20 protein-coding genes are annotated in these 21,798 nt (G+C 65.6%); 10 read left to right on the top strand and 10 right to left on the bottom strand.

Annotation, left to right across the window (positions count from 1 at the left end; translation table 11 throughout):
* Window positions 1-6: 6 nt before the first annotated feature.
* Complete coding sequence (locus tag AB0N24_RS02575; protein ID WP_364120620.1) at window positions 7-768, bottom strand: isoprenyl transferase; 762 nt, start codon at window positions 766-768, stop codon at window positions 7-9.
* 211 nt (window positions 769-979) lie between these two features.
* Here AB0N24_RS02575 and AB0N24_RS02570 point away from each other — a divergent pair, with 211 nt between their 5' ends.
* Window positions 980-1,651 (top strand): hemolysin III family protein, encoded by a 672-nt coding sequence (locus AB0N24_RS02570; RefSeq protein ID WP_364120617.1) that lies wholly within the window; start codon window positions 980-982, stop codon window positions 1,649-1,651.
* Here the strand turns inward: AB0N24_RS02570 and AB0N24_RS02565 are convergent.
* The 3 genes from AB0N24_RS02565 to mca all read right to left on the bottom strand — a co-directional run bounded on the left by AB0N24_RS02565 (window position 1,648) and on the right by mca (window position 5,170).
* Entirely contained in the window at window positions 1,648-3,855 is a 2,208-nt protein-coding gene (locus tag AB0N24_RS02565) for a thioredoxin domain-containing protein (RefSeq protein ID WP_364120016.1), read from the bottom strand. The two genes, AB0N24_RS02570 and AB0N24_RS02565, sit on opposite strands and share 4 nt — an antisense overlap.
* Complete coding sequence (locus AB0N24_RS02560; protein ID WP_364120014.1) at window positions 3,833-4,198, bottom strand: hypothetical protein; 366 nt, start codon at window positions 4,196-4,198, stop codon at window positions 3,833-3,835. Before AB0N24_RS02560 ends, AB0N24_RS02565 begins: the two co-directional genes overlap by 23 nt.
* A 66-nt stretch (window positions 4,199-4,264) precedes the next feature.
* Window positions 4,265-5,170, bottom strand: a complete 906-nt coding sequence (gene mca / locus AB0N24_RS02555) for a mycothiol conjugate amidase Mca (RefSeq protein ID WP_364120012.1) — start codon at window positions 5,168-5,170, stop codon at window positions 4,265-4,267.
* A 90-nt stretch (window positions 5,171-5,260) separates the two neighbouring features.
* Between mca and AB0N24_RS02550 the strand changes: the two genes are divergently transcribed.
* Both AB0N24_RS02550 and greA read left to right on the top strand, forming a co-directional pair.
* Window positions 5,261-5,722 carry a DUF4307 domain-containing protein gene (locus AB0N24_RS02550; RefSeq protein WP_364120010.1) on the top strand — a complete coding sequence of 154 codons (462 nt, stop codon included), beginning with the start codon at window positions 5,261-5,263 and terminating at the stop codon, window positions 5,720-5,722.
* Between the two features lie 202 nt (window positions 5,723-5,924).
* On the top strand, window positions 5,925-6,419 hold the full coding sequence (gene greA / locus AB0N24_RS02545; RefSeq protein WP_364120008.1) for a transcription elongation factor GreA: 495 nt from the start codon (window positions 5,925-5,927) through the stop codon (window positions 6,417-6,419).
* A gap of 91 nt (window positions 6,420-6,510) precedes the next feature.
* Here greA and AB0N24_RS02540 read toward each other — a convergent pair whose 3' ends face one another.
* The 4 genes from AB0N24_RS02540 to AB0N24_RS02525 all read right to left on the bottom strand — a co-directional run bounded on the left by AB0N24_RS02540 (window position 6,511) and on the right by AB0N24_RS02525 (window position 10,790).
* Window positions 6,511-7,140 (bottom strand): rhomboid family intramembrane serine protease, encoded by a 630-nt coding sequence (locus AB0N24_RS02540; protein WP_364120006.1) that lies wholly within the window; start codon window positions 7,138-7,140, stop codon window positions 6,511-6,513.
* Between the two features lie 5 nt (window positions 7,141-7,145).
* Entirely contained in the window at window positions 7,146-8,384 is a 1,239-nt protein-coding gene (gene ilvA / locus AB0N24_RS02535) for a threonine ammonia-lyase (protein ID WP_364120003.1), read from the bottom strand.
* A gap of 3 nt (window positions 8,385-8,387) precedes the next feature.
* The gene (locus AB0N24_RS02530) at window positions 8,388-9,764 is read right to left on the bottom strand and encodes an AI-2E family transporter (RefSeq protein ID WP_364120000.1); all 1,377 of its coding nucleotides are present in this window, start codon (window positions 9,762-9,764) and stop codon (window positions 8,388-8,390) included.
* Window positions 9,765-9,863: 99 nt separating this feature from the next.
* Complete coding sequence (locus AB0N24_RS02525; RefSeq protein WP_364119998.1) at window positions 9,864-10,790, bottom strand: aldose 1-epimerase family protein; 927 nt, start codon at window positions 10,788-10,790, stop codon at window positions 9,864-9,866.
* Between the two features lie 179 nt (window positions 10,791-10,969).
* Between AB0N24_RS02525 and galT the strand changes: the two genes are divergently transcribed.
* Genes galT through AB0N24_RS02510 form a run of 3 tightly spaced genes read left to right on the top strand, consistent with a single transcriptional unit; the run spans window position 10,970 to window position 14,546 of the window.
* On the top strand, window positions 10,970-12,115 hold the full coding sequence (gene galT / locus AB0N24_RS02520) for a galactose-1-phosphate uridylyltransferase (RefSeq protein ID WP_364119995.1): 1,146 nt from the start codon (window positions 10,970-10,972) through the stop codon (window positions 12,113-12,115).
* Entirely contained in the window at window positions 12,112-13,287 is a 1,176-nt protein-coding gene (gene galK / locus AB0N24_RS02515) for a galactokinase (protein WP_364119992.1), read from the top strand. The genes galT and galK overlap by 4 nt, the downstream gene beginning before the upstream one ends.
* Window positions 13,288-13,307: 20 nt before the next feature.
* Window positions 13,308-14,546, top strand: a complete 1,239-nt coding sequence (locus AB0N24_RS02510; RefSeq protein WP_364119989.1) for an acetyl-CoA C-acetyltransferase — start codon at window positions 13,308-13,310, stop codon at window positions 14,544-14,546.
* Window positions 14,547-14,637: 91 nt separating this feature from the next.
* Here the strand turns inward: AB0N24_RS02510 and AB0N24_RS02505 are convergent, their stop codons facing one another.
* Window positions 14,638-15,546 (bottom strand): Bax inhibitor-1/YccA family protein, encoded by a 909-nt coding sequence (locus tag AB0N24_RS02505; protein WP_364119986.1) that lies wholly within the window; start codon window positions 15,544-15,546, stop codon window positions 14,638-14,640.
* Window positions 15,547-16,063: 517 nt separating this feature from the next.
* Between AB0N24_RS02505 and AB0N24_RS02500 the strand changes: the two genes are divergently transcribed.
* The 4 genes from AB0N24_RS02500 to AB0N24_RS02485 are packed head-to-tail and all read left to right on the top strand — an operon-like array spanning window position 16,064 to window position 20,117.
* Complete coding sequence (locus AB0N24_RS02500; protein ID WP_364119983.1) at window positions 16,064-17,347, top strand: branched-chain amino acid ABC transporter permease; 1,284 nt, start codon at window positions 16,064-16,066, stop codon at window positions 17,345-17,347.
* A gap of 9 nt (window positions 17,348-17,356) precedes the next feature.
* Window positions 17,357-18,325: a branched-chain amino acid ABC transporter permease gene (locus tag AB0N24_RS02495; protein ID WP_364119980.1), complete on the top strand. Its 969-nt coding sequence runs from the start codon at window positions 17,357-17,359 to the stop codon at window positions 18,323-18,325.
* Entirely contained in the window at window positions 18,322-19,350 is a 1,029-nt protein-coding gene (locus AB0N24_RS02490) for an ABC transporter ATP-binding protein (protein WP_364119977.1), read from the top strand. The genes AB0N24_RS02495 and AB0N24_RS02490 overlap by 4 nt, the downstream gene beginning before the upstream one ends.
* The gene (locus AB0N24_RS02485) at window positions 19,347-20,117 is read left to right on the top strand and encodes an ABC transporter ATP-binding protein (protein WP_364119974.1); all 771 of its coding nucleotides are present in this window, start codon (window positions 19,347-19,349) and stop codon (window positions 20,115-20,117) included. Before AB0N24_RS02490 ends, AB0N24_RS02485 begins: the two co-directional genes overlap by 4 nt.
* 225 nt (window positions 20,118-20,342) lie before the next feature.
* On the opposite strand, the gene AB0N24_RS02480 is transcribed toward AB0N24_RS02485, so the two are convergent.
* Window positions 20,343-21,692, bottom strand: a complete 1,350-nt coding sequence (locus AB0N24_RS02480; RefSeq protein ID WP_364119971.1) for an ABC transporter substrate-binding protein — start codon at window positions 21,690-21,692, stop codon at window positions 20,343-20,345.
* Window positions 21,693-21,798 lie beyond the last annotated feature (106 nt).

Here is a 21,798-nt window from a genome sequence, read left to right as displayed (position 1 = left end):
CCGCTGTCAGGAGCCGAAGCGCCGCTGCCTGCCGGCGTAGTCGCGCAATGCCCGCAGGAAGTCCACTTTGCGGAAGGCCGGCCAGAGCGCCTCGCAGAAGTAGAACTCGCTGTAGGCGCTTTGCCACATCAGGAAGCCGGACAGCCGCTGCTCCCCCGATGTACGGATCACCAGGTCCGGGTCCGGTTGCCCCCGGGTGTACAGGAACCGCGAGATGTCGTCGACGCTAAGTTCATCCGCGAGTTTGCCGATGTCCTTGCCCCTGGCCACGGCATCGTGAAGGAGTTCCCGGACGGCGTCCACGATTTCACGGCGTCCGCCGTAACCCACAGCAACGTTGACGTGGATTTTTTCATGTGCCGGGGTCCGGGCCGTGAGCTTGTTGAGCCGGTCGGCCAGGTAGTCGGGAAGCAGTTCCGGTGCGCCCATGGCATGGACGGAGATGTCCGCATCCTCATCCAGCCGGTCGAGGGTGTTCGCGATGATGCCCATCAGCAGGTCCAGCTCCTCGCCGGAGCGGTTCATGTTGTCGGTGGAGAGCATGTAGAGCGTGACCACTTTGACGCCCAGTTCCTGGCACCAGCCGAGGAACTCGTGGATCTTGTCGGCCCCTGCCTGGTGTCCCTGGCTGGTGGGCGCATTGAACTGCTTGGCCCAGCGGCGGTTGCCGTCCACCATCACGCCGATGTGTCTGGGGATTCGGTCCTTGTCCAGCGAGCGCAGGAGCTTGCGTTCATAGAAGCCATAGAGGATCCCGGGCCACTCCATCCGGAGACTCACCTGACTTCCTTGATGTACGACGGCAGTGCATTCCTAGGCTACCTGCCCGCAACCGGCACACGTGCACGGAGTGCCACCATTCGGCCATCCCGGGAGTTACCGAAAAGTAACTTACTGGAACGTAGTTTATTCTTGAGCAATGGAAAGCAATACTCCCCACCCGGGGTCGGGAGCAGGCCGCGACAGGAAATCAAGCCCGATGGACGATGCGGCAGTCCGCATCGCGGAACTCCTGATGATCAAGCCGAAATGGCGTGGCTGGATCCACACCGTGACCGCACCATTGGCTCTCGCTGCGGGGCTTGTCCTGATCCTGCTGGCCCCCACTGCCGACCTGAAAATCGCCTCTGCCGTCTACGCGGTGACGGGGGTGCTCCTGTTCGGGATCAGTGCCGTGTACCACCGCGGCAACTGGTCGCCCGGCGTCAAGATCGTCCTCAAGCGCCTCGACCACACCAACATCATGCTGGTGATCGCAGGCAGCTACACGCCGCTGGCGTGGGCCCTGCTGGAACGTCCCAAGGCTGTGGTGCTGCTGTGGGTCATCTGGTCCGGCGCCATCCTGGGGGTCCTGTTCCGGCTGCTGTGGACCCATGCGCCGCGCTGGCTCTATGTGCCCATCTACATCGCCCTGGGCTGCGGCGCCCTGTTCTACCTGCCGGACTTTTTCGCGGCCAGCATTGCCGCCGCCGTCCTGATCTGTGCGGGAGGCGCCCTCTACATAGCCGGGGCTGTTTTCTACGCGCTCAAGAAGCCCAACTTCAGCTACCACCACTTCGGCTTTCACGAGCTCTTCCACGCGTTCACGGTGTTCGCCTTTGCGGCACACTTCATCGCCATCGCCATCGCTGTCCTCGGCCGGCCTGCCTAAGGCGGACCCGCAGCCAGCCGCTCCAGCAGTTCGGCCACGGTTCCCACCGGGCGGTCACACACCATCCCGCGGCAGAGGAACACCTGCGGCGAGCCGTCGGGCGCCGCTGTCCGGCCCTCCAGCAGCGGCACGGCGGACGGGACAGCAGCCGCAGGCCCCCCGGCGTCGGGCGCCACGGCAACCACCAGCCCAGGGCTGGCGGACCGCAGCACGGCGCGGTGGAGTGCCGCGCGTGCCGGGCCGTCAGGTCCGACGACGGCGGCCTCCACCGGGCCCGCCAGCGCGGCCTGCGCCGTGGCCAGGAGCCATCCTGCCACCCGGGGCGCACGCGTTGCCAGCGGCGGGAGCACCGCGAGTATGTTTCCTGCCATGATCCGGTGGTCGGCGGAACCGGAGAGTGCGGAGTAGCTCAGCAGGGCTCCGGCAAACGCGGCCGCGCCGCTGGGTGTGGCGTTGTCGAAGGGTTCAAGGCCGGCCCGCTGCCCCTGTGCGTTGAACACCTGGGAGGACTCCCCGGCGGTGTCCACCAGTGTTCCGTCCGCACCAAACCTCAGGCAGGCGGCCTCCAGGATGGCTTCCGCCAGCTTGTACCAGCGCTCGGCACCCGTGACGCCGTACAGGGTCAGGAGTCCGTCGACGCAGAAGGCATAGTCTTCGAGCAGGCCGCCGATCCCCCTCGCCTGGCCGGCGTGCGACACCCGCACCAGGGTGCCGGGTTCTGCGCCCGGGCCCCCTGCGACCGGATCCTGCCAGTGGACCCGCTCAAGGTAACCGGCAGCCTGCCCGGCCGCAGCCACCAGGTCGGGCCGGTCCAGGACCGCCCCTGCTTCGGCCAGCGCGGCGACGGCCAGCCCGTTCCAGCCGGCCACCACTTTGTCGTCCCTGGCGGGCTGCGGACGCCCGGAACGCGCGGCCAGGAGGCGCGGCCGGATCCGCTCCCACAGGGCGCTCCCGGCATCGTCGAGCCGGCGCCCCGGATGCAGCGGAGAAGCCGACGCCGTCACGGTACCCCCGGCGCGGACGTTCATCAGCCGCGCCGCAGCGGCGCCGTCGTCAGGTCCCAGGACTTCCTGCAGTTCCGCCGGAGTCCAGAGGTAACTGGCCCCCTCGTGGTGCTGGCCGTCCACCACGGTGTCGGCGTCCAGTGATGAGGCGAACGCCTCCACTTGCCCTGCACCGGCGACGCCAAGTGCCTGGATCATCCAGTCCGCCGTGCGGGCGGCAACATCCGCCGCCTCGCCGGCGGGGAACACGGAATCGCCTCCGAGCCGGGTCCAGTGGACATAGGCACGCAGCAGCTGGGCATTGTCATAAAGCATTTTTTCAAAGTGCGGCACGGACCAGTCCCGGGTCACGGAGTACCGGGCAAAGCCGCCGTCCAGCTGGTCGAAAAGCGCCGAACGGGCCATCGCGGCGAGCGTCCGGCCCGCCATGTCCTTGGCCGCATCCGAGGTATCCGACGCTACCGCAGCGTGCCGGACCAGGAATTCCAACACGGGCGACGGCGGGAACTTCGGCGCGGTGCCGAACCCGCCGTCGTCCGGGTCTTCGGAACGGGCCAGGACGCGGACTGCTTCGGAGAGCAGGCCTGCGTCCACAGGATCCGGCGAACCGGTCAACTGGACGGCAGCCGCAAGCTGGGATTCGGCCATCCCCCGCGCCAGCGACTCGGCGTTTTGCTCGACGGCCTCACGCCGTTCCAGCCAGGCATCGCGGACCGCCTCAAGCACCTGGCGGAACGAGGGCCGGCCGGGCATGGGGCGGGGCGGGAAGTAGGTTCCGGCATGGAAGGCGCGTCCGTCCGGTGTGAGGAAAACGGACATCGGCCAGCCGCCTTCGCCGCTGATGGCCTGGGTTGCGGCCATGTACACGGCGTCCACGTCCGGACGCTCTTCCCTGTCCACCTTGATGGCCACGAAGTTGGCGTTGAGGAAGTCCGCTGTTTCCCGGTCCTCGAAGGATTCGTGCGCCATCACATGGCACCAGTGGCACGCGGCATAGCCGATGGACAGGAAGACGGGGACGTCGCGCTCCGCTGCGAAGCCGAACGCCTCATCGCCGAAGGGCCGCCAGTGGACCGGGTTGGCGGCGTGCTGCCTCAGGTACGCGGAAGGTTCCCCGCCCAGGGCATTGGCGGCCCCGGGCCGGGCTGCGCCGGCTCCCCGCCGGCCGGCTCCGCCGCTAGCTGCGTCCGCGGCCTTCATCACCGTTTGATTCCGTCCGGAGGCCGGCACCGCCCTGGGTGTCGGAAGTCTGGGTGCGGGAGGACTGGGTGCCGGAATCGCCGGTTCCCGGCGCCTCCAGCGCGTCCTGATCTCCGGCAGCCAATGCAGCCATACGTTCTTCCTCGACCTGTGCGCGGTAGCGGACGCGGCGGATGCGCCGCACCATGTCCACGATCAGCAGCGTGGTGGCCAGGACAAAGAAGGCCGTCATGATGAAGCCCCACATGCCCGGAGTCACCTGGTCTTCTGAGAGGCCCGGGCGCAGGGACGGCGTGGGGCTGGGTGCCGGGGCCGTCGCGAGGGCGATGAGCAAGTGATGCACGGTTAAACCTTCTGTGGAACGTATTGATGGCCCTGACTTCTACGGGTCATAGAAATGGGCTTGGCTCTATCTTAGCCCTGCGAAGAGATCCTTTTCCGGCAGTTCCACGGGCACCCGGGACTGGATCAGGGTGTAGTCCTCCCAGGGCCAGGCGCGGCGCTGCATGTCCGGGGACACGGCGAAAAAGAATCCCAGCGGGTCCACCTGGGTCCGGTGGGCGCGGAGCGCATCATCCCGGGCTTCGAAATAGTCGCCGCAGTCGATCTGCGTGGTGGTGGGATGCGTCGGGGCCGGCAGCGTGTGGCCTTCGGCATCAGCCTCGAGCCAGGCTGCGAGCCGTTCGGCGTAGGGCGACTGCAGTCCCGCCTCTTCCAGTGCAAAGTGGAGGGCACGGAAGCGGTCAGGGCTGAAGGCGCGGTCATAGTAAAGCTTGCTCGGCGCCCAGGGCTCGCCAATACCCACGTAGCGTTCCGGATCGCCGGCGGCTTCGAAGGCCTCGACCGCCACTCGGTGAGCCATGATGTGGTCCGGGTGCGGATAGCCGCCGTTTTCGTCGTAGCTCACGATCACCTGCGGCTTGAAATCGCGCACCAGCCTGACCAGCGGAGCAGCCGCCCGTTCCAGCGGCTGGAGGGCGAACGAGCCTGGCGGCAGCGGCGGAAGCGGGTCACCTTCGGGCAGGCCGGAGTCCACAAACCCGAGCCAGCGCTGGCGGATTCCCAGCACCTTGGCGGCGTTATCCATTTCCAGGCGCCGGGCGCCGGCCATGTCGCGCCTGGGGTGTGCCTCGTTCTCCACGGCAGGGTTCTGGATGTCGCCCCGCGATCCGTCCGTGCAGGTGGCCACCATAACGTCGACGCCCGCCGCGGCGTACATTGCCATGGTGGCTGCGCCCTTGCTCGATTCGTCGTCAGGGTGAGCGTGAACGGCCAGCAGGCGGAGCGGCTTTGACTGGCTTGCGGACGCTGTCATCTGAAACGGCTCACTTTCTTCGGATTTCAAGGTTGCGGGTCAACGGATGCGGGGACGGAATTTTCCCCTTCGGATCCACACTAAACTGGAATGGTGACTTCCGAGGATCAGCCGGCCACTTCCGCGCCGGCAAGTACCACCCTAGCCAATCGATACGGGGGCCAAAAGCGTGCCCTCTCCCGGAAGGCCAAGCGAAACATCGGAATAGCTGCACTGGCTGCCGGGATTGGTTTCATGGCATGGATCTCCACCTCCCTGAACACCGAAACCGTGACGTTCAAGGACATCGGCTACAGCACCACGGACGCCACCCAGGCGGAGATCGATTTCCAGGTCACCAAGGATCCCGACACCGGCGTCAAATGCGCTGTCAAGGCACTGGACTCCAAATTCGCCGTGGTCGGCTGGAAAGTAGTGGATATCGGGCCGAACCCGGCTGACGCCACCGCCGACGGCGGACGCACCACGGTCCACCGCGCGGTGGTGCGGACGGAGTCCCTCTCAGTTTCCGGTGTGGTGGACAGCTGCTGGATTCCGGACGCGGACAAGTAGCCGGCCGCAGTTCCCGTCCCGCTCCCGGCCTCCGGCTGTGACCCACACCGCAGGCCTTCTTTGGTTTGTCCACTGCATTGACTACAATGGATCAATACCTTTACCCCGCTGAGCTGGTTACTGAGTCCCACAAGTGGCCACCGTGGCGGGGTCTTTGCTTGTTTGACCTCAAACTTGTTTGACCACGAAAAAGGAGAAGTCCGTGTCTACCACCAACAGCGCAACTGCAGCTTGGCTTACCCAGGAAGCTTTTGACCGCCTGAAGGCAGAGCTGGACCACCTCTCCGGCGCCGGCCGGGCGGAAATCGTCCAGAAAATCGAAGCTGCACGCCAGGAAGGCGACCTCAAGGAAAACGGCGGCTACCACGCCGCCAAGGAGGAGCAGGGCAAGATCGAGGCCCGCATCCGCCAGCTCACCGCCCTTCTCCGCGACGCCCACGTCGGAGAGTCCCCGGCCGACGACGGAATTGTCGAGCCCGGCATGATCGTCGTGGCCAAGATCGCAGGTGACGAGGAAACCTTCCTGCTCGGCTCCCGCGAGATCGCCGGCGACTCGGACCTGGATGTCTTCAGCGAGAAGTCCCCCCTCGGCGCGGCCATCGTCGGCCACAAGGAGGGCGACAAGCTCAGCTACACCGCACCCAACGGCAAGGACATCACGGTGGAGATCATGTCCGCCAAGCCGTACGCAGGCTAGGGGCTTCAGCTCCGGAACCGCGGCAATAGCCTTATAACGAACGACGCCGGCCCTCCCCTTCGCGGGGACGGCCGGCGTCGTTCGTTAAGGCTTATCTTTCCGTCGCCTGGCGTTCCTGCGGAGCGCGCCGGGGCTTCAGCAGCATGGCAGCGGCGACGCCGCCGAGGGAACCGCCCAGGTGGGCCTGCCACGAGACAAAACCTGCCACGCCGGGTAGGACGCCGAACAGGATTCCGCCGTAGGTGAGGAACAGGACCACCGACAGCGCTATCTGCCACCAGTTGCGGTTGAAGAACCCGCGCACCAGCAGGAACGCGAAAAGGCCGAAGACCAGGCCCGAGGCGCCCACTGTGATCCCCCAGCCGCCGATCAGCCAGACCAACAATCCCGAGCCGAACCAGCTGAAGGCTACCGCCGTAAGGAAGACCCTGAGCCCGGACAGAAAAACGAGGAAGCCGAAGATGATCAGCGGCAGTGCGTTGGAGATGACATGGCCGAGGTTGGCGTGGAACAGCGGGAACGTGAGGATGTCCAGCAGGCCGTCGGCGCTTCGTGGCCGGAGGCCGAACGTCCTGTTCAGGGAATGGAACGTGGCAGCGTTAACCAGTTCGATCGCGAACAGCAGCACGACGAAGAGCCCCAGCACCAGCAGCCCGCCCTGTGCGCGTGCGGCAGGGGTATGCCTCGTTTGCGCCCGTCCCCCCGAAGCGTCAAGCACCATGGCCCCTAGTGGACCACGATCGGCTGGAAACCCTCGGCACGGAGTGCGCCCAGGACCTGCTCACAGTGCTCGTGGCCCTTGGTTTCCAGGTTGACGGTGATGGACACATCTCCCATGCTGATGGAGCCGCCCACGCGGGTGTGGTCCAGGCCTGTGACGTTGGCATCGTTCTCGGCGATGATCCGGGCGATGGTGGCCAGCGAACCGGGCCGGTCATCCAGCATCATACGCACCGTCATGAACCGGCCTGCAGCGGAAAGGCCCCGCTGGATCACCTTGAGCATGAGCATGGGGTCGATGTTGCCGCCGGAGAGGATCACCGCCGTGGTGCCGGGATTCTCGATCTTGCCGTCCATCAGGGCGGCCACGCCCACGGCGCCGGCCGGTTCCACCACCATCTTGGCGCGTTCGAGCAGGAAGATCAGCGCGCGGGCGAGGGAATCCTCGCTGACGGTCACGACGTCGTCCACGAGTTCCCGGATGATGCTGAACGGCAGCTGCCCGGGACGGCCCACGGCAATGCCGTCGGCCATGGTGGAGACCTTCTTCAACGGCACCAGGGCGTCCGCTGCGAGCGACGGCGGGTAGGCGGCAGCGTTTTCGGCCTGGACACCGATGATCCGGATGTCCCGGCCCAGCTCCCGGGCCCGCGCCTTCACCGCAACCGCCACTCCGGCCAGCAGACCGCCGCCGCCGACGCCCATCAGGATGGTGTCAACGTTCGGGATCTGCTCCAGGATTTCCAGCCCCACCGTGCCCTGGCCGGCAACGACGTCCACGTTGTCGAACGGGTGGACAAAAACTGCGCCGGTTTCATCGGCATAGCGCTGGGCTTCGGCGAGGGCTTCGTCCACGTTGTGCCCGTGCAGGACCACTTCGGCGCCGTGGCTGCGGGTGGCCGCCAGCTTGGGCAGGGCCACACCCAGCGGCATGTAGATCCGGGCCTTGATGCCCAGGCTCTTCGCTGCCACGGCGACGCCCTGCGCATGGTTTCCGGCCGAGGCCGCCACCACGCCGCGCTTTTTCTCCTCGGGTGCAAGTTTGGCCATGCGGACGTAGGCGCCGCGGACCTTGAACGAACCGGCCCGTTGGAGGTTTTCGCACTTGAAGAAGACGTCGCCGCCCACCATGCTGCCCAACGCCCGGGACGATTCCACCGGGGTCCGGGTAATAATCCCCTCAAGCAGCTTTTGCGCCTCCAGGACATTGTCCAGCGTGACGGGCAGGCTATTGAGGGTTTTCACGAACTAGTCTCCTTTGGGGAATTCGGCTGGGGCGTCCGGGCCGGCATGTCCGGCGGGAGTACCCGTTGACTTTGCGGCTCCATTGCCGCGGCCCGGATTCGCACCGGGAAGGTAGACATCCTTGAAGGTGTTGTCTTGGCTGGATCCGGAGTCCCCGGTTACATCCGGGCCCGCCGCAGCCAGCACTCCTTCATGTTCCCACGTTCTGGCAGCAATATATCGAATCGCCGAGTTTGCTACGGCAAGGATGGGCACCGAAAAGAGTGCGCCCGGGATTCCGGCGAGGTAGGAACCGGCCGCCACGGACAGAATGACCGCCACCGGGTGCAGGGCCACGGCCTTGCCCATAACGAGCGGCTGCAGGATGTGGCTCTCCAACTGCTGGACCAGCAGCACGATCCCCAGCATGACCAGCGCGTTGACCCAGCCGTTCGCCACGAGGGCAAGGAGCACCGCCACGGCTCCGGTGACCAGGGCGCCCACGATGGGGATGAAGGAGCCTATGAAGACCAGGACTCCCAGCGGAAGCGCCAGCGGCACCCCAATGATGGCTGCGCCCACGCCGATTCCCACGGCGTCCACAAAAGCCACGAACATCTGGATGCGGGCGTAGCTGACCATCGACGTCCAGCCCTTGCGGCCTGCACCGAAGGTGGCGGCGCGGGCTTTCCGCGGCAGCAGCCGGACCAGGAAACCCCAAATCCGGTCACCTTCAAGGAGGAAGAAAATCAGGATGAACAAGGCGAGGATGAGTCCTGCAGCAAAATGCCCGGCCGTGCTTCCGAATGAAAGGGCGCCGCTGAGGATGCTGCTGCTGTTGTTCTGCAGTGCGGCCGTGGCGTCCTGCAGATACTGGTCGATTTGGGCGGCCGTCAGGTGCAGCGGCCCTTCCGCCAGCCAGCCCTGGATCTGCTGGATCCCGGTCAGCGCTTCGCTCCACAGTTCGCTGAATCCCCGAACAAGCTGCCGTCCCACGAGCGCCAGGGAGCCGCCGATGAGGCCGAGGAAGCCCAGCACGGTGATGGCGACGGCGCCGCCGCTCGGGACCCGCCGGGCCTTGAGCCATCGTGTGATGGGACTCAGGAGGCCGGCCAGCAGGGCTGCCACCATCACGGGGATGATGAGGAAGCTGATCTTACTCAGCAGCCAGATCAGCGCGGCGCTGACCAGGAGAATGAGCCCCAGCCGCCAGGCCCACGAGGCGGCGATCCGCACACCGTAGGGAATGTCCTGGTCCAGTTCGCGGTCCGTCAGCACCCGCAACGGAGCCGCAGGTGCGGCTGCCGCAGCCGCTGCGGCGTCGGGCAACCCTTCGCCGGTTTGAGCGCCGGTTTGAGCGTCGGGGCTATGGTTTGGTGCGGCGTCCTCTGCTGGCGTCATAGCCTTATACTTCCCCAGCTGAGCCCCGATGGGAAACCGCCACGGCCACCAGCCGCCGGGCCCCGGCACGGGACAGACACGGTTAGTGGAAGCACCGGACTACAGGGACGCGCTGATGCCCCAGGTCATGGTGAAGGACTCCCCCGCTGCCAGCCAGCGCAGGCCGTCGCCGCTGTTGAACGCATTTGCCGGGCCGGTCATGGGCTCGATAGCCACAGCCTTTGGCCTGCCGGGGAACTTATCCGTGACGAAGACGTGGACGTAGCCGCACGATTCGTCCTGCCAGAGGCTCACGCTGCGGCCGTCGGACGCCTGCAGCGTCTGGCGCGCCACGCCGCCGTCGAGCACCAGGTCCGTGTAGGCGACGTCGATGTCCAGCTCGGCAACGGTCCGGCCGCCGCGCAGGTCCAGTTCCCCGCTGACGGGCTCCGCGCTGCGGGGTATGAGGCGTTCGTCCGCAATGAGCCGGCTGCCGGCACCCACCGTAAGGACCAAATCCTCGGCAGGGACGTCACCGAGCCTGAGGTAGGGGTGGGAGCCGAGGACGAAGGGTGCGGATGACTGGGAATCGTTGAGGAGCGTCTGGCGGACCACCAGGCCCAGGTCCTCAGCCAGCTCGTACTGCACGCGGTGCCGGACCAGGAAGGGGTATCCGTGCTGGGGGAAGATCGGGGCTTCCAGCGTCACCGAAAACTCGGACTCGTCCACGAGCGCGTACGAGGCGTTGCGCAACAGGCCGTGGCTGGCGTTGTTCCGGGACACTTCGGTGATGTCCAGCTGCTGCTTCCTGCCGTCCAGATACCAGACCCCGTCCTCCACCCGGTTGGCCCAGGGCGCCAGCGTGATCCCGGTGGCTCCCGGCGGGATGTCCGCGTCCCCGTACGTTTCCGTCAGCTGGACGCCGCCGCGCGTGTAGAGCCGCAGGCCCGCGGCCAGCTCCGTAACCACTGCCAGGGCATCACCGCGACGGAGTTCGTACTGGCCGCCGGACGCATAGCGGCGGGAATGAGGGGTGCTCGAAGTCATGGGCATAACCGTACCTGCTCACCCCTGCCGCCTCACCTTGCCGGAACCACGCAACGCAGCCATGTTAACTTTTGTTCGAAACTATTTCTTTTTGATCGCTTTATGGGAGAATTGGAAATGCCAGCCGTTCCGCCCGAGGACGGGGCTCCGATGGCAGCCGCTCGCAAAGGACAAGACGCATGACACACATCACCAGCACCAACCTCGCCGACGGCCGGGAGCTGCTCTATTTCGATGACGCCACGCCCGGAAAGAGCACCCGCAGGCCGGAGGAGACCCCCGACCGCCGTGAGCTGCCGGCCAGGAGCGAGCCGGGCGAAGTCAGGTTTGATGCACTGACCGGCGAGTGGGTGGCCGTGGCCGCGCACCGCCAGAGCCGCACGCACCTGCCCCCGGCGGACCAGTGCCCCATCTGCCCGACGACTCCGGCCAACCCCTCGGAGATCCCGGCACCGGACTACGACGTCGTCGTCTTCGAGAACCGTTTCCCCTCCCTCGGGCCGGCGCTGGGACCGGTTCCGGGCAATGCCGGCTGGGGAACCACCGGCACCGCCTTCGGCCGCTGCGAAGTGGTGTCCTTCACCCCCGACCACACCGGGTCCTTCAGCGGGCTGAGCGAAACGCGGGCACGCACCGTGGTGGAGGCCTGGGCGCACCGCACCGGGGCACTCAACGCGCTGCCGGGCATCCAGCAGGTGTTCCCGTTCGAGAACCGCGGCGCAGACATCGGCGTGACCCTTCACCACCCGCACGGCCAGATCTACGCGTACCCCTACGTCACGCCGCGCGCAGCCGTGATGGGCGCTGCCGCCCGGAAATTCTACGAGGACGCCGACGGCCGGCATACGCTGACCGGCTCGCTCCTGCGGTCGGAACGCGAGGACGGAAGCCGCATGGTCCTGGAAGGCGGGAATTTCAGCGCGTACGTCCCGTTCGCGGCCCGCTGGCCGCTGGAAGTGCACCTGGTTCCGCATCGCCAGGTGCCGGACCTCGCAGCCCTCAGCGGAGAGGAAAAAGACGAACTGGCGCACGTGTACCTCGATCTGCTCAGACGGCTCGATGCCCTCTACCCCACGCCCACGCCGTACATCTCGGCCTGGCACCAGGCTCCGCTCGATGAGCTTTTGCGCCCGGCAGGCTACCTCCACCTGCAGCTGACCTCCCCCCGCCGGGCGGAGGATAAGCTCAAATACCTGGCCGGCTCCGAAGCGGCCATGGGTGCTTTCATTAACGACACCACCCCCGAACTGGTGGCGGAGCGGCTACGCACCGTCACGGTTCCCGCATCCGCACTCAACCCACTCCCGGAAGGCGCACACGCATGACCGCCCCACTCAGCAACGGCGACCTGGGCAGCAGTGACCTCGCGGCACGGTTCCAGGACGCCTTCGGTTCCGCCCCGGACGGTGTCTGGCAGGCGCCGGGCCGCGTGAACCTGATCGGCGAGCACACCGACTACAACGACGGCTTCGTCCTCCCGTTCGCCATCGACAGGACAGCCCGGGTGGCTGTCCGCGTCCGCCCCGATTCAACCCTCCGGCTGCTGTCCACATACGGCGACCAGGGCATGACGACGGCGGACACCGCGTCGCTGGACGGCTCACGGGCCAAGGGCTGGACCAAGTACCCCCTCGGCGTCATCTGGGCGCTGCAGGAGCGCGGCATTAAGGTGCCCGGCCTTGACCTGCTGCTGGATTCCAACGTTCCCCTCGGCGCCGGGCTCTCCTCGTCCCACGCCATTGAGTGCGCCGTGATCTCCGCCCTCAACGACCTGACGGGCGCCGGGCTCAAGGACGAGCAAATGGTCCTGGCCACCCAGCGCGCCGAGAACGACTTCGTCGGAGCCCCCACCGGCATCATGGACCAGTCCGCCTCGCTCCGCGGCGCCAAGGACCACGCCGTCTTCCTCGACTGCAGGGACCAGAGTGTCCGGCTCGTCCCGTTCGAGACCGAACCAGCCGGGCTGGTTCTGCTGGTGATCGACACGAAGGTCTCCCATTCACACTCCGACGGCGGCTATGCCTCCCGCCGCGCTTCATGCGAGCTCGGGGCCGAAGTGCTGGGCGTCAAGGCGCTCCGCGATGTGGGCGTTGAGGACCTTGACGAAGCGGCCGGGCTCCTGGACGAAGTCACGTTCCGCAGGGTCCGCCACGTCGTCACCGAGAACGACCGCGTCCTGCAGACCGTGGAACTGCTCGGCAGTGCCGGACCGGGCGCCATCGGGCCCCTGCTCGATGCCAGCCACCGTTCCATGCGGGACGACTTCGAGATTTCGTGCCCCGAACTGGACCTGGCGGTGGACACCTCCCGCACCAGCGGAGCCATCGGTGCGCGCATGACAGGCGGCGGCTTCGGCGGCGCGGCGATCGCCCTCACACCGCTGTCGGCGGAGCAAGAGGTGCGCACCGCCGTCGAACAGGCCTTCTCCCGCGCGGGGTACCGGAAGCCGGACATCTTCACCGTCACTCCGGCGGCCGGGGCGATGCGGCTCGTGTAGCTCGGGCGTAGGCTGGGCGCATGTCAGAAGCTGTCATTGTTTCCGCCGCCAGAAGCCCTATCGGACGCGCTTTCAAGGGGTCCCTGAAGGACGAGCGGCCGGATGACCTGGCCGCGGCGATGGTCACGGCCGCGCTGGACAAAATCCCCTCCTTCGATCCGCACGGCACGGACGGCAGGGGCCTGGACGACCTCTACCTGGGCTGCGCCGAACCGAGCGGTGAAGCGGGCTCAAACATGGCCAGGGTGGTCACCATCCTCGCCGGCCTGGACGGCGTTCCGGCCGCCACCATCAACCGGTTCTGCGCCTCCAGTCTGCAGACCATCCGCATGGCCTTCCATGCCATCAGGGCGGGCGAAGGTGACGCGTTCGTGGCTGCCGGCGTCGAGGCCGTGTCCCGGTATCCCAACTGGGCCGGCGCGGGCGAAACCGACGCCGGCACGCACAACCCGCTCTTCGACTCAGCACGGCGGCGTACCGAGGCGCGGGCCGCATCCAACACGCCCTGGACCGACCCGCGGCTGGGCGGGCGCATGCCGGACATCTACATCGCAATGGGACAGACCGCGGAAAACGTTGCCACCACCTACGGGATCAGCCGGGCCGAGCAGGATGCCTGGGCGGTCCTGAGCCAGAACCGTGCGGAGGCTGCCATAGCCTCGGGATTCTTTGCCCGCGAGATCACCCCGTACACCCGCCGCGACGGCACGGTCGTGGCGCTGGACGACTCCCCGCGCCCCGGAGTCACCCTCGAGGCAGTTGCCGCGCTCCAGCCCGTGTTCCGCAGCGAGGGGACGGTGACCGCCGGCAACGCGTGTCCACTGAATGACGGGGCGGCCGCCGTGGTGGTGATGAGCGCTGACCGGGCCCGTGAGCTCGGACTGGAGCCGCTGGCACGGATTGTGTCCACGGGCGTCAGCGCCCTCTCCCCCGAACTCATGGGCATGGGCCCCGTGGAAGCCACGCGGGTGGCACTGGAGCGGGCGCGGCTGGCCATCGGGGACATCGACCTCGTGGAACTCAACGAGGCTTTCGCTGTGCAGGTGGTGGCCAGCGCACGTGAACTCGGCATCGACCATGCACGGCTCAACGTCCACGGCGGGGCCATTGCCCTCGGGCACCCGTTCGGCATGACCGGAGCCCGCATGACCACCACACTGCTGAACGGACTCCGGGAGCGCGACGCCACGCTCGGGCTCGCCACACTCTGCGTTGGTGGCGGCCAGGGAATGGCAGTGGTGTTCGAGCGGCTTAGCTAGGCCGAAGGGAAACTCGCCACCAAAGGAAAAGGCCCCGCCGTTTGGCGGGGCCTTTTCAGCAACAGCACGACGACGTTCGCCGGCGTGGGTCCTAGTCGTCGCCGCGGAGGATCGCCAACAGGCGGATGATCTCCACGTACAGCCAGACCAGGGTGACAGTGAGGCCGAAAGCTGCGGTCCAGGAGAACCGTTCCGGGGCTCCGTTGCGGACACCTTCATCGATGCTGGTGAAGTCCATGACCAGCGAGAACGCGGCCAGGCCGATCGCCAGGATGCCGATGGCAACGCCAATAATTCCACTGCGCAGGCCGAACGGTTCAGTCGTCAGGCCCGTCATCATCATGACCAGGTTCACCACGGAGAACAGGGCGTAGCCGACCATGGCGATCAGGAAGAACTTCATGGCCTTGGGCGTGGCGCGAACCTTGCCGCTCTTGAACAGGAGCAGCGTCACCGCGAAGACGGACAGCGTGCCGATAACGGCCTGCAGGCCGACTCCCGGGTACATCGTGTCCAGGACGCGGGTCAGTCCGCCGAGGAAGAGTCCTTCCAGCCCCGCGTACGCCAGGATCAGCGCCGGCGACGGCTGCTTCTTGAAGGTGTTGACGAGCGCCAGGACGAAGCCGCCCAGTGCGCCGACGATCATCAGCAGCGAGGCCAGCGGCATGCTCACAAACAGCGTCACAGCCGCACCGGCGATCAGCACGCCGAGGCACGCGGCCGTCTTGATGATGACGTCGTCAAAAGTCATCCGCCCGGTTTCGGCCGGGCCGGCTGCCGGCTGGTTGTACATCTGCTGCAGCTGATCATGGGTCATGTTCTGCTGCTGGGCCATCCAGCCGCCCTGCGCGTCCATGACCTGGCCGGGGGCGCGGCCAGGGGCCTGGCCGTACTGCTGACCGTAGGGGTTCTGGCCGTACTGAGCCTGCGGAACAGGCGGTGCCTGGGTGGCTCCACGGAAATTCTTTCCGTTGAAGATCGGGTTTCCGCCAAGTGCCATTGCGGGTGTCCTCCAAATAAAGGGGGTAGGTGGTGATCCTTATAGTTCAAGGTACCAATTTCCACGTACGGGCGGCAGGGATAGTTCCCCCGCGGGGGCACCCGAAACCCAACCGTGACATGGGCCACTGCCGCCTGAGGAGGTTTCCCCGGTCCGGCCCCACGCCCGGCAGGCGGGACGACTGTTTAGGAACACGCAGACTCAACAAAAGTTTTCTTTAGCTGAACTGAATTAATTCTCAGGCTGGGCTTCACGGTTGTTATCCGATCGCTATCTTAGGCGTGCCTACACGGGGCTTCTTTGGTGCCTGCTGGCTGTAACATAAGCCCAAGCAGGGTGACCAACATCACAAGATATTCGGTTTGTCTACCGCATATTTGGCGCCACGATCGGTCTCCTGCTCCGTTCGCAGTGGTTGTAAAGGCGCAACCCAGACCACCCCCATGTGGAGGTTTTCATTTTGAGAAGCACACCGAGAGGCCTGTCGCACAGACGGCGCGGCGGATTGCTGAAGGCTGTGGGAGCTATTTTCGCCGCCGTCGTCGCAATTCTGCTCGTCGTTGCCCCGGCATCGCAGGCCACCACCCCCTCGCCGACACCATCCCCGTCGAACCAGCAGTTCCAAAACAGCATCAGCGGCTTCCTGCGGGACGATGCCCGCGCCCCTATCGCTGACGTTACGATCACCGCCAAAAGCGGCGATTTCACCGGGACCGCAAAATCAGGCGCCAACGGTTCCTGGACCATCGGAGTCCCGGTCCAGGGCACCTATGAAGTGGAACTGGACGAATCCACCCTCCCCGAAGGCATCAAGCTCGCCGACGGCCAGGAAAATCCCCGCAACGTCACCTTCAGCCAGACTTCCAATCTCTCCGTGATCTTCGCCTTCGGCAAAGGCATCGTCGTCCAGCAACAGGACTTCGGCCAGAACCTGCTCAACAGGCTCGTGGCCGGTCTCAGCTTCGGCCTTTTGCTGGCGCTGGCCTCCGTCGGACTCTCGCTGATTTTTGGAACCACGGGCCTCACCAACTTTGCCCATGGCGAAATGGTCACCTTCGGCGCGGTCCTGGTCTTCGCCTTTAACGCCATGAGCCTTCCGTTCTGGCTGGCGATCATCCTGGCCCTGCTGGGCGGCGGTCTGTTCGGCTACGTCCAGGACGCCGGCCTGTGGAAGCCGCTGCGCCGCCGCGGGACCGGCCTGGTGCCGATGATGATCGTCAGCATCGGACTCGCACTGGCGGTCCGCTACGTCATACAGTTCTACTTCGGCGGATCCACCCAGCAGTTGCCGTACGCACAAAGCACCGAGATCCAGATCGGGCCCGTATCCATCTCGCCCAACAATCTGTGGTCGCTCATCATCAGTGCCGTCGTCATCGCCATGATCGGCATCATCCTGCTGAAGACCCGGCTGGGCAAGGCCACGCGTGCCGTCGCCGACAACCCCGCCCTCGCCGCAGCCTCCGGCATCGACGTCGACAACGTGATCCGGATTGTCTGGGTCGCCGGCGGCATGCTGGCATCCCTCGGCGGTATCCTCTGGGCCTATTACCGGCCGGGCGTTACGTTCGACATGGGTTCACAGATCCTGCTGCTCATCTTCGCGGGTGTGACCCTTGGCGGTCTGGGCACCGTCTTCGGTGCACTGATCGGATCCGTTATCGTCGGCATCTTTGTGGAGCTGACCACCGTGTTCGGCCTTGCAGCCGACCTCAAATACGTGGGAGCACTGTTCATCATGATTGTTGTCCTCTTGTTCCGGCCACAGGGCATCCTCGGCCGTCGCGAGCGCGTGGGTTAGGAGACAGCCATGGACTTCGGATTTATTTTCTCCAGCGCTGCCGGTGAACTGTTCAGCCCGACGACGGCGGCGTACGCGCTTGCCGCCCTCGGCCTCGCCGTTCACTTCGGCTACTCCGGCCTGCTGAACTTCGGCCAGGCCGGCTTCATGGCGGTGGGCGCCTACGGGTTCGCCATCTCCACCCTGAGCTTCGGCGTGCCGTTCTTCATCGGCCTGCTCATCGCCATCGTCTGCTCGGCGATCTTCGCGCTGCTCCTGGGTATACCAACCCTGCGCCTGCGCGCCGATTACCTGGCCATCGTCACCATCGCGGCAGCGGAAATCGTCCGCTACATCGTCACCACCAACCAGCTGACCTCCGTGACCGGTTCCGCCAACGGCCTGGCCGCCTTCGAAGGCGGGTTCTATTCCATGAACCCGTTCCCCGAAGGCTCTTACCTCGGCATGAACAACAGGGACTTCTTCATCCGTGTAGTCGGGTGGGGACTTGTGATCGTCTGCTGCACGCTGGTATGGCTCCTGATGCGGAGTCCGTGGGGACGCGTCCTCAAGGGCATCCGCGAGGACGAAAACGCCGTCCGCTCACTCGGCAAGAACGTGTACGCCTACAAGATGCAGGCCCTGGTCATCGGCGGCGTTCTCGGCGCCCTGGCCGGCATGATCTTCACGCTCCCCCGCGGCGCTGTCCAGCCTGCCAACTACGGCACCGAGCTGACATTCTTCCTCTACACCTGCCTGCTGCTGGGCGGTCTCGGGACGGTGCTGGGCCCGGTGGTCGGCGCCATGATTTTCTGGGTGGTGCTGTCGCTTACCCAGGGCATCCTCTACGGCCTGATTGAATCCGGCGCCGTGACCTGGCTGAACACCGTCCAGGCCGGCCAGCTGCGCTACATCCTCGTGGGTGTCGCACTGATGCTGCTGATGATCTTCCGGCCACAGGGTGTCTTTGGCAACAAGAAGGAGCTGGCATTCGCATGAGCGAACAACTCAATGTGCCAACACAAGGCAATACCGAAAAAATCGACTACATGACGGACTCCCGGCCGATCGCTGCAGGGGAAACGGCTCCCGGCTGCAAGAAGCGGGACCCCATCGTCGTGGCCGAAAACGTGACCCGCAGCTTCGGCGGCATCAACGCGGTCGACGTCGAGTACCTCGAGATCCCGCGGCACAAGATCACCGCCCTCATCGGACCCAACGGTGCAGGCAAAACCACGCTGTTCAACCTCCTTACCGGGTTCGACATGCCGAACTCGGGCAAGTGGCAGTTCGAAGGCAACAGCCTCGCCGGCGTCTCCCCCTATAAGGTGGCCCGGATGGGGATGGTCCGCACGTTCCAGCTGACCAAGGTCATGGGCAAACTCACCGTGATGGAAAACATGCGGCTGGGCGGCTCGGAGCAGCCCGGTGAGCGGCTCTCAAAGGCCCTGTTCAAGGGCCTGTGGGGCGGCCGGGAAAAGGAGATCACCGCCCAGGCGAACGTTCTGCTGGCGAAGTTCAAGCTGGACGCGAAGAAGGACGACTACGCGGCGTCGCTGTCCGGAGGCCAGCGCAAGCTCCTTGAAATGGCGCGTTCGCTGATGGTCAGGCCCAAGCTGGTCATGCTGGACGAGCCCATGGCAGGCGTCAACCCGGCTCTGACCCAGTCCCTCCTGGACCACATCAAGAACCTCAAAGCGGAAGGCATGACCGTGCTTTTCGTGGAGCACGACATGAACATGGTGCGCCACATTGCCGACTGGGTAGTGGTCATGGCCGAAGGCAAGATCGTTGCCGAAGGCCCGCCGGTCGACGTCATGAAGAACCCCGCGGTGATCGACGCATACCTGGGCGCCCACCACGACGTGGACCTGGGCGACGCTGAAGGCATCAAGGAGCTGGCAGCCGAACTGGTAGCCGACGAGGAGTCGATCGTCGGCACCGAAGACGCCGGCATCATTGCCATCGACGTTGTTGCTGCCGAGAGCGATGAGACCGAATCCAGGAAGAAGGAGACCGAATGAGTGCCACCAGCGCGGCTGCGGCCGCCACACCGGCCGCAGCGGAACAAGCGGTCGTCAAGGTCACCAACCTGGTGGCGGGCTACATTCCCGGCGTCAACATCCTCAACGGCTGCAGCATCGAAGCCCGCAAAGGCGAGCTGATCGGCATCATCGGCCCCAACGGCGCCGGCAAGTCCACGCTGTTGAAGGCGATGTTCGGCCTGGTGAAGGTGCACTCGGGCTCTGTTGTAGTCCGGGGCCAGGACATCACCGGGCTCAAGGCCAACAAACTGGTGTCCAAGGGCGTGGGCTTCGTCCCGCAAAACAACAATGTGTTCGCGACCTTGACCATTGAGGAGAACATGCAGATGGGCATGTTCCAGCGGCCCAAGGATTTCGCCGAACGGTTCGAGTTCGTCGCCAGCCTGTTCCCTGAGCTCGCCAAGCGTCGCGCCCAGCGGGCCGGCTCACTCTCCGGCGGTGAACGCCAGATGGTGGCCATGGGACGTGCACTGATGATGGAGCCCGCCGTCCTGCTGCTCGACGAGCCGTCGGCCGGCCTCTCCCCCGTCAAGCAGGACGAGACCTTCCTGCGGGTCCACGAGATCAACCGGGCCGGTGTTTCGGTGATCATGGTGGAGCAGAACGCCCGCCGGTGCCTGCAGATCTGCGACCGGGCCTACGTGCTGGACCAGGGCAAAGACGCGTACACGGGCACCGGCCGTGAGCTCATGAAGGATCCCAAGGTCATCCAGCTCTACCTCGGCACCTTGGCGGACGAAGTCTAAGCCGCCGCCAGGAGCTGCAGAAGGGCCGTCACCGCATGGTGGCGGCCCTTCTGCGTACCCCAATGCGTCCCGCTGCGCCGGTCGCCCCGCGGGGCTTCCTCCGGGCGCCTCCGGAGGTCCTTGCTCGGCGCCTGCGCGCGTGGCCGACGCACAGCCAGGCTTACGCAACAGAAAGCCCCCGTCCGGCTGGACGGGGGCTTTCGTGCTGTCTGGGTTGAGGCGGCTTTACAGCTTGCCGAATTCTTCCTTGGACGGCTTGTAGGTGTTGTCATCCTGGTACTCGTAGATGCCGATGTAGGCTTCCGTCGGGTCACCGGCGTCGGAGAAGGTCACCGGGCCGGACTGGCCGTCGTAGTCGATGTCCTTGCCGTTGCGGAGCAGCGTGACGCATGATGCGAAGTCGGTGCACTTCTCGCCGGCTTCGGAGACTGCCTTGAGCTGCTTGGCGATGTCAGTGCCCTTGGTGCTCTTGGCGGCCTCGGCTGCCAGGGCGACCAGGTTGACGGCGTCGTAGGACTCGCCTGCGTAGCTGTAGTCCTTCAGGGCCGGGTCAATGGCCAGCAGCTTCTTCTTGAAGTCATCCTTGGCGAACGTGCCGGGGATGGTGCCCTGGGCGCCTTTCAGCGTGCCGGCCTGGAAGTCCTTGCTGTAGTCCGACGTGTTGCCGTCCACCATGAACATCTGGGTCGCCTTGATGCCCTTGCCGGTCATCAGGGGAACGATGCTCTTGGCCTGGTCGAAGGTGATCAGGGCAATGGCGTCGGGCTTGGAGGCAATGACCTTGTCCACCTGGCTGCTGAACTGCGAGTCACCTTCGTTGAAGAGTTCCTCGGCAACAACCTTGCCGCCGGCAGCTTCAAAGGCTTCCTTGACGTTCTTCGCCAGGCCGGTGCCGTACGCATCGTTCAGGACGATCATGCCCACGGTCTGTGCGCCACAGGTCGCCATGTAGTTGCCGAGGACCTTGCCCTGCAGCACGTCCGAGGGAGCCGTGCGCCAGTAGAGGCCCTTGTCATCCCAGGTGGTGAAGTCAGGGGACGTGTTCGCCGGCGAGAACTGGATTACGCCTGCACCGGTGATCTGGTTGATGACTGTCTTGGAAACACCAGATGAAGCAGCACCGATGACGGCGCTGACGCCGCTGCCGAGCAGCGCCGTGGTGGACTGCGTGGCGATATCCGTCTTGGTGTCGCCGGAGTCGCGGTGGATCACCTCAACGGGCTTGCCCAGTACGCCGCCTGCGTCATTGACTTCCTTGATGCCAAGGTTGACGCCGGCAATTTCGGGCGGGCCGAGGAACGCCAGCGACCCCGTTGTCGGCAGGAGCGAACCAATCTTGAGCGGTGTTTCGGTGGTGGTGGTCGAGGCGGGAACCGAGCCGCCGGCACCTGGCGCGGTGGTGGCGCCGCCGCTGGCGCTGGGCGCCGGGCACGCAATGCCAGAGGCTGCCGGGGTGGTGGAGCCTGTCGAACCCGGGGTGGACGAGCCGCCACAGGCCGTAGCCAGAAGGGCGACGCCGATGCTAAGCGCTGTCAGCTTAGCGACTCGGGGCGCCGCCTGGGGGAGTGAAATCATTTAGAGTCTCCTCGATCGAAAGGTGCGAACGGCCTTTGATGCGAATTACCAGGTGTTCCTGATTCAACTTCAAGCTAGTGCAATTTTCACGCGAACATAAGTGACT

Origin of the sequence: Arthrobacter sp. NPDC093128 (assembly GCF_040683875.1) — a bacterium.
Taxonomy (GTDB): Bacteria; Actinomycetota; Actinomycetes; order Actinomycetales; family Micrococcaceae; genus Arthrobacter.
The sequence above is the reverse complement of the archived record's forward strand: the minus strand, read 5'-3'. Positions and strand labels throughout refer to the sequence as shown.

What these genes read in the sequence shown, in the direction of transcription:
- AB0N24_RS02510 (WP_364119989.1), top strand. Translation starts at nt 13,308, where the DNA reads ATGTCAGAAGCTGTCATTGTTTCCGCCGCCAGAAGCCCTATCGGACGC.
- AB0N24_RS02565 (WP_364120016.1), bottom strand. Translation starts at nt 3,855, where the DNA reads ATGAAGGCCGCGGACGCAGCTAGCGGCGGAGCCGGCCGGCGGGGAGCC.
- AB0N24_RS02485 (WP_364119974.1), top strand. Translation starts at nt 19,347, where the DNA reads ATGAGTGCCACCAGCGCGGCTGCGGCCGCCACACCGGCCGCAGCGGAA.
- AB0N24_RS02480 (WP_364119971.1), bottom strand. Translation starts at nt 21,692, where the DNA reads ATGATTTCACTCCCCCAGGCGGCGCCCCGAGTCGCTAAGCTGACAGCG.
- AB0N24_RS02575 (WP_364120620.1), bottom strand. Translation starts at nt 768, where the DNA reads ATGGAGTGGCCCGGGATCCTCTATGGCTTCTATGAACGCAAGCTCCTG.
- AB0N24_RS02495 (WP_364119980.1), top strand. Translation starts at nt 17,357, where the DNA reads ATGGACTTCGGATTTATTTTCTCCAGCGCTGCCGGTGAACTGTTCAGC.
- AB0N24_RS02540 (WP_364120006.1), bottom strand. Translation starts at nt 7,140, where the DNA reads ATGGTGCTTGACGCTTCGGGGGGACGGGCGCAAACGAGGCATACCCCT.
- AB0N24_RS02505 (WP_364119986.1), bottom strand. Translation starts at nt 15,546, where the DNA reads ATGGCACTTGGCGGAAACCCGATCTTCAACGGAAAGAATTTCCGTGGA.
- mca (WP_364120012.1), bottom strand. Translation starts at nt 5,170, where the DNA reads ATGACAGCGTCCGCAAGCCAGTCAAAGCCGCTCCGCCTGCTGGCCGTT.
- AB0N24_RS02490 (WP_364119977.1), top strand. Translation starts at nt 18,322, where the DNA reads ATGAGCGAACAACTCAATGTGCCAACACAAGGCAATACCGAAAAAATC.
- AB0N24_RS02530 (WP_364120000.1), bottom strand. Translation starts at nt 9,764, where the DNA reads ATGACGCCAGCAGAGGACGCCGCACCAAACCATAGCCCCGACGCTCAA.
- galK (WP_364119992.1), top strand. Translation starts at nt 12,112, where the DNA reads ATGACCGCCCCACTCAGCAACGGCGACCTGGGCAGCAGTGACCTCGCG.
- galT (WP_364119995.1), top strand. Translation starts at nt 10,970, where the DNA reads ATGACACACATCACCAGCACCAACCTCGCCGACGGCCGGGAGCTGCTC.
- AB0N24_RS02550 (WP_364120010.1), top strand. Translation starts at nt 5,261, where the DNA reads ATGGTGACTTCCGAGGATCAGCCGGCCACTTCCGCGCCGGCAAGTACC.
- AB0N24_RS02570 (WP_364120617.1), top strand. Translation starts at nt 980, where the DNA reads ATGGACGATGCGGCAGTCCGCATCGCGGAACTCCTGATGATCAAGCCG.
- AB0N24_RS02525 (WP_364119998.1), bottom strand. Translation starts at nt 10,790, where the DNA reads ATGACTTCGAGCACCCCTCATTCCCGCCGCTATGCGTCCGGCGGCCAG.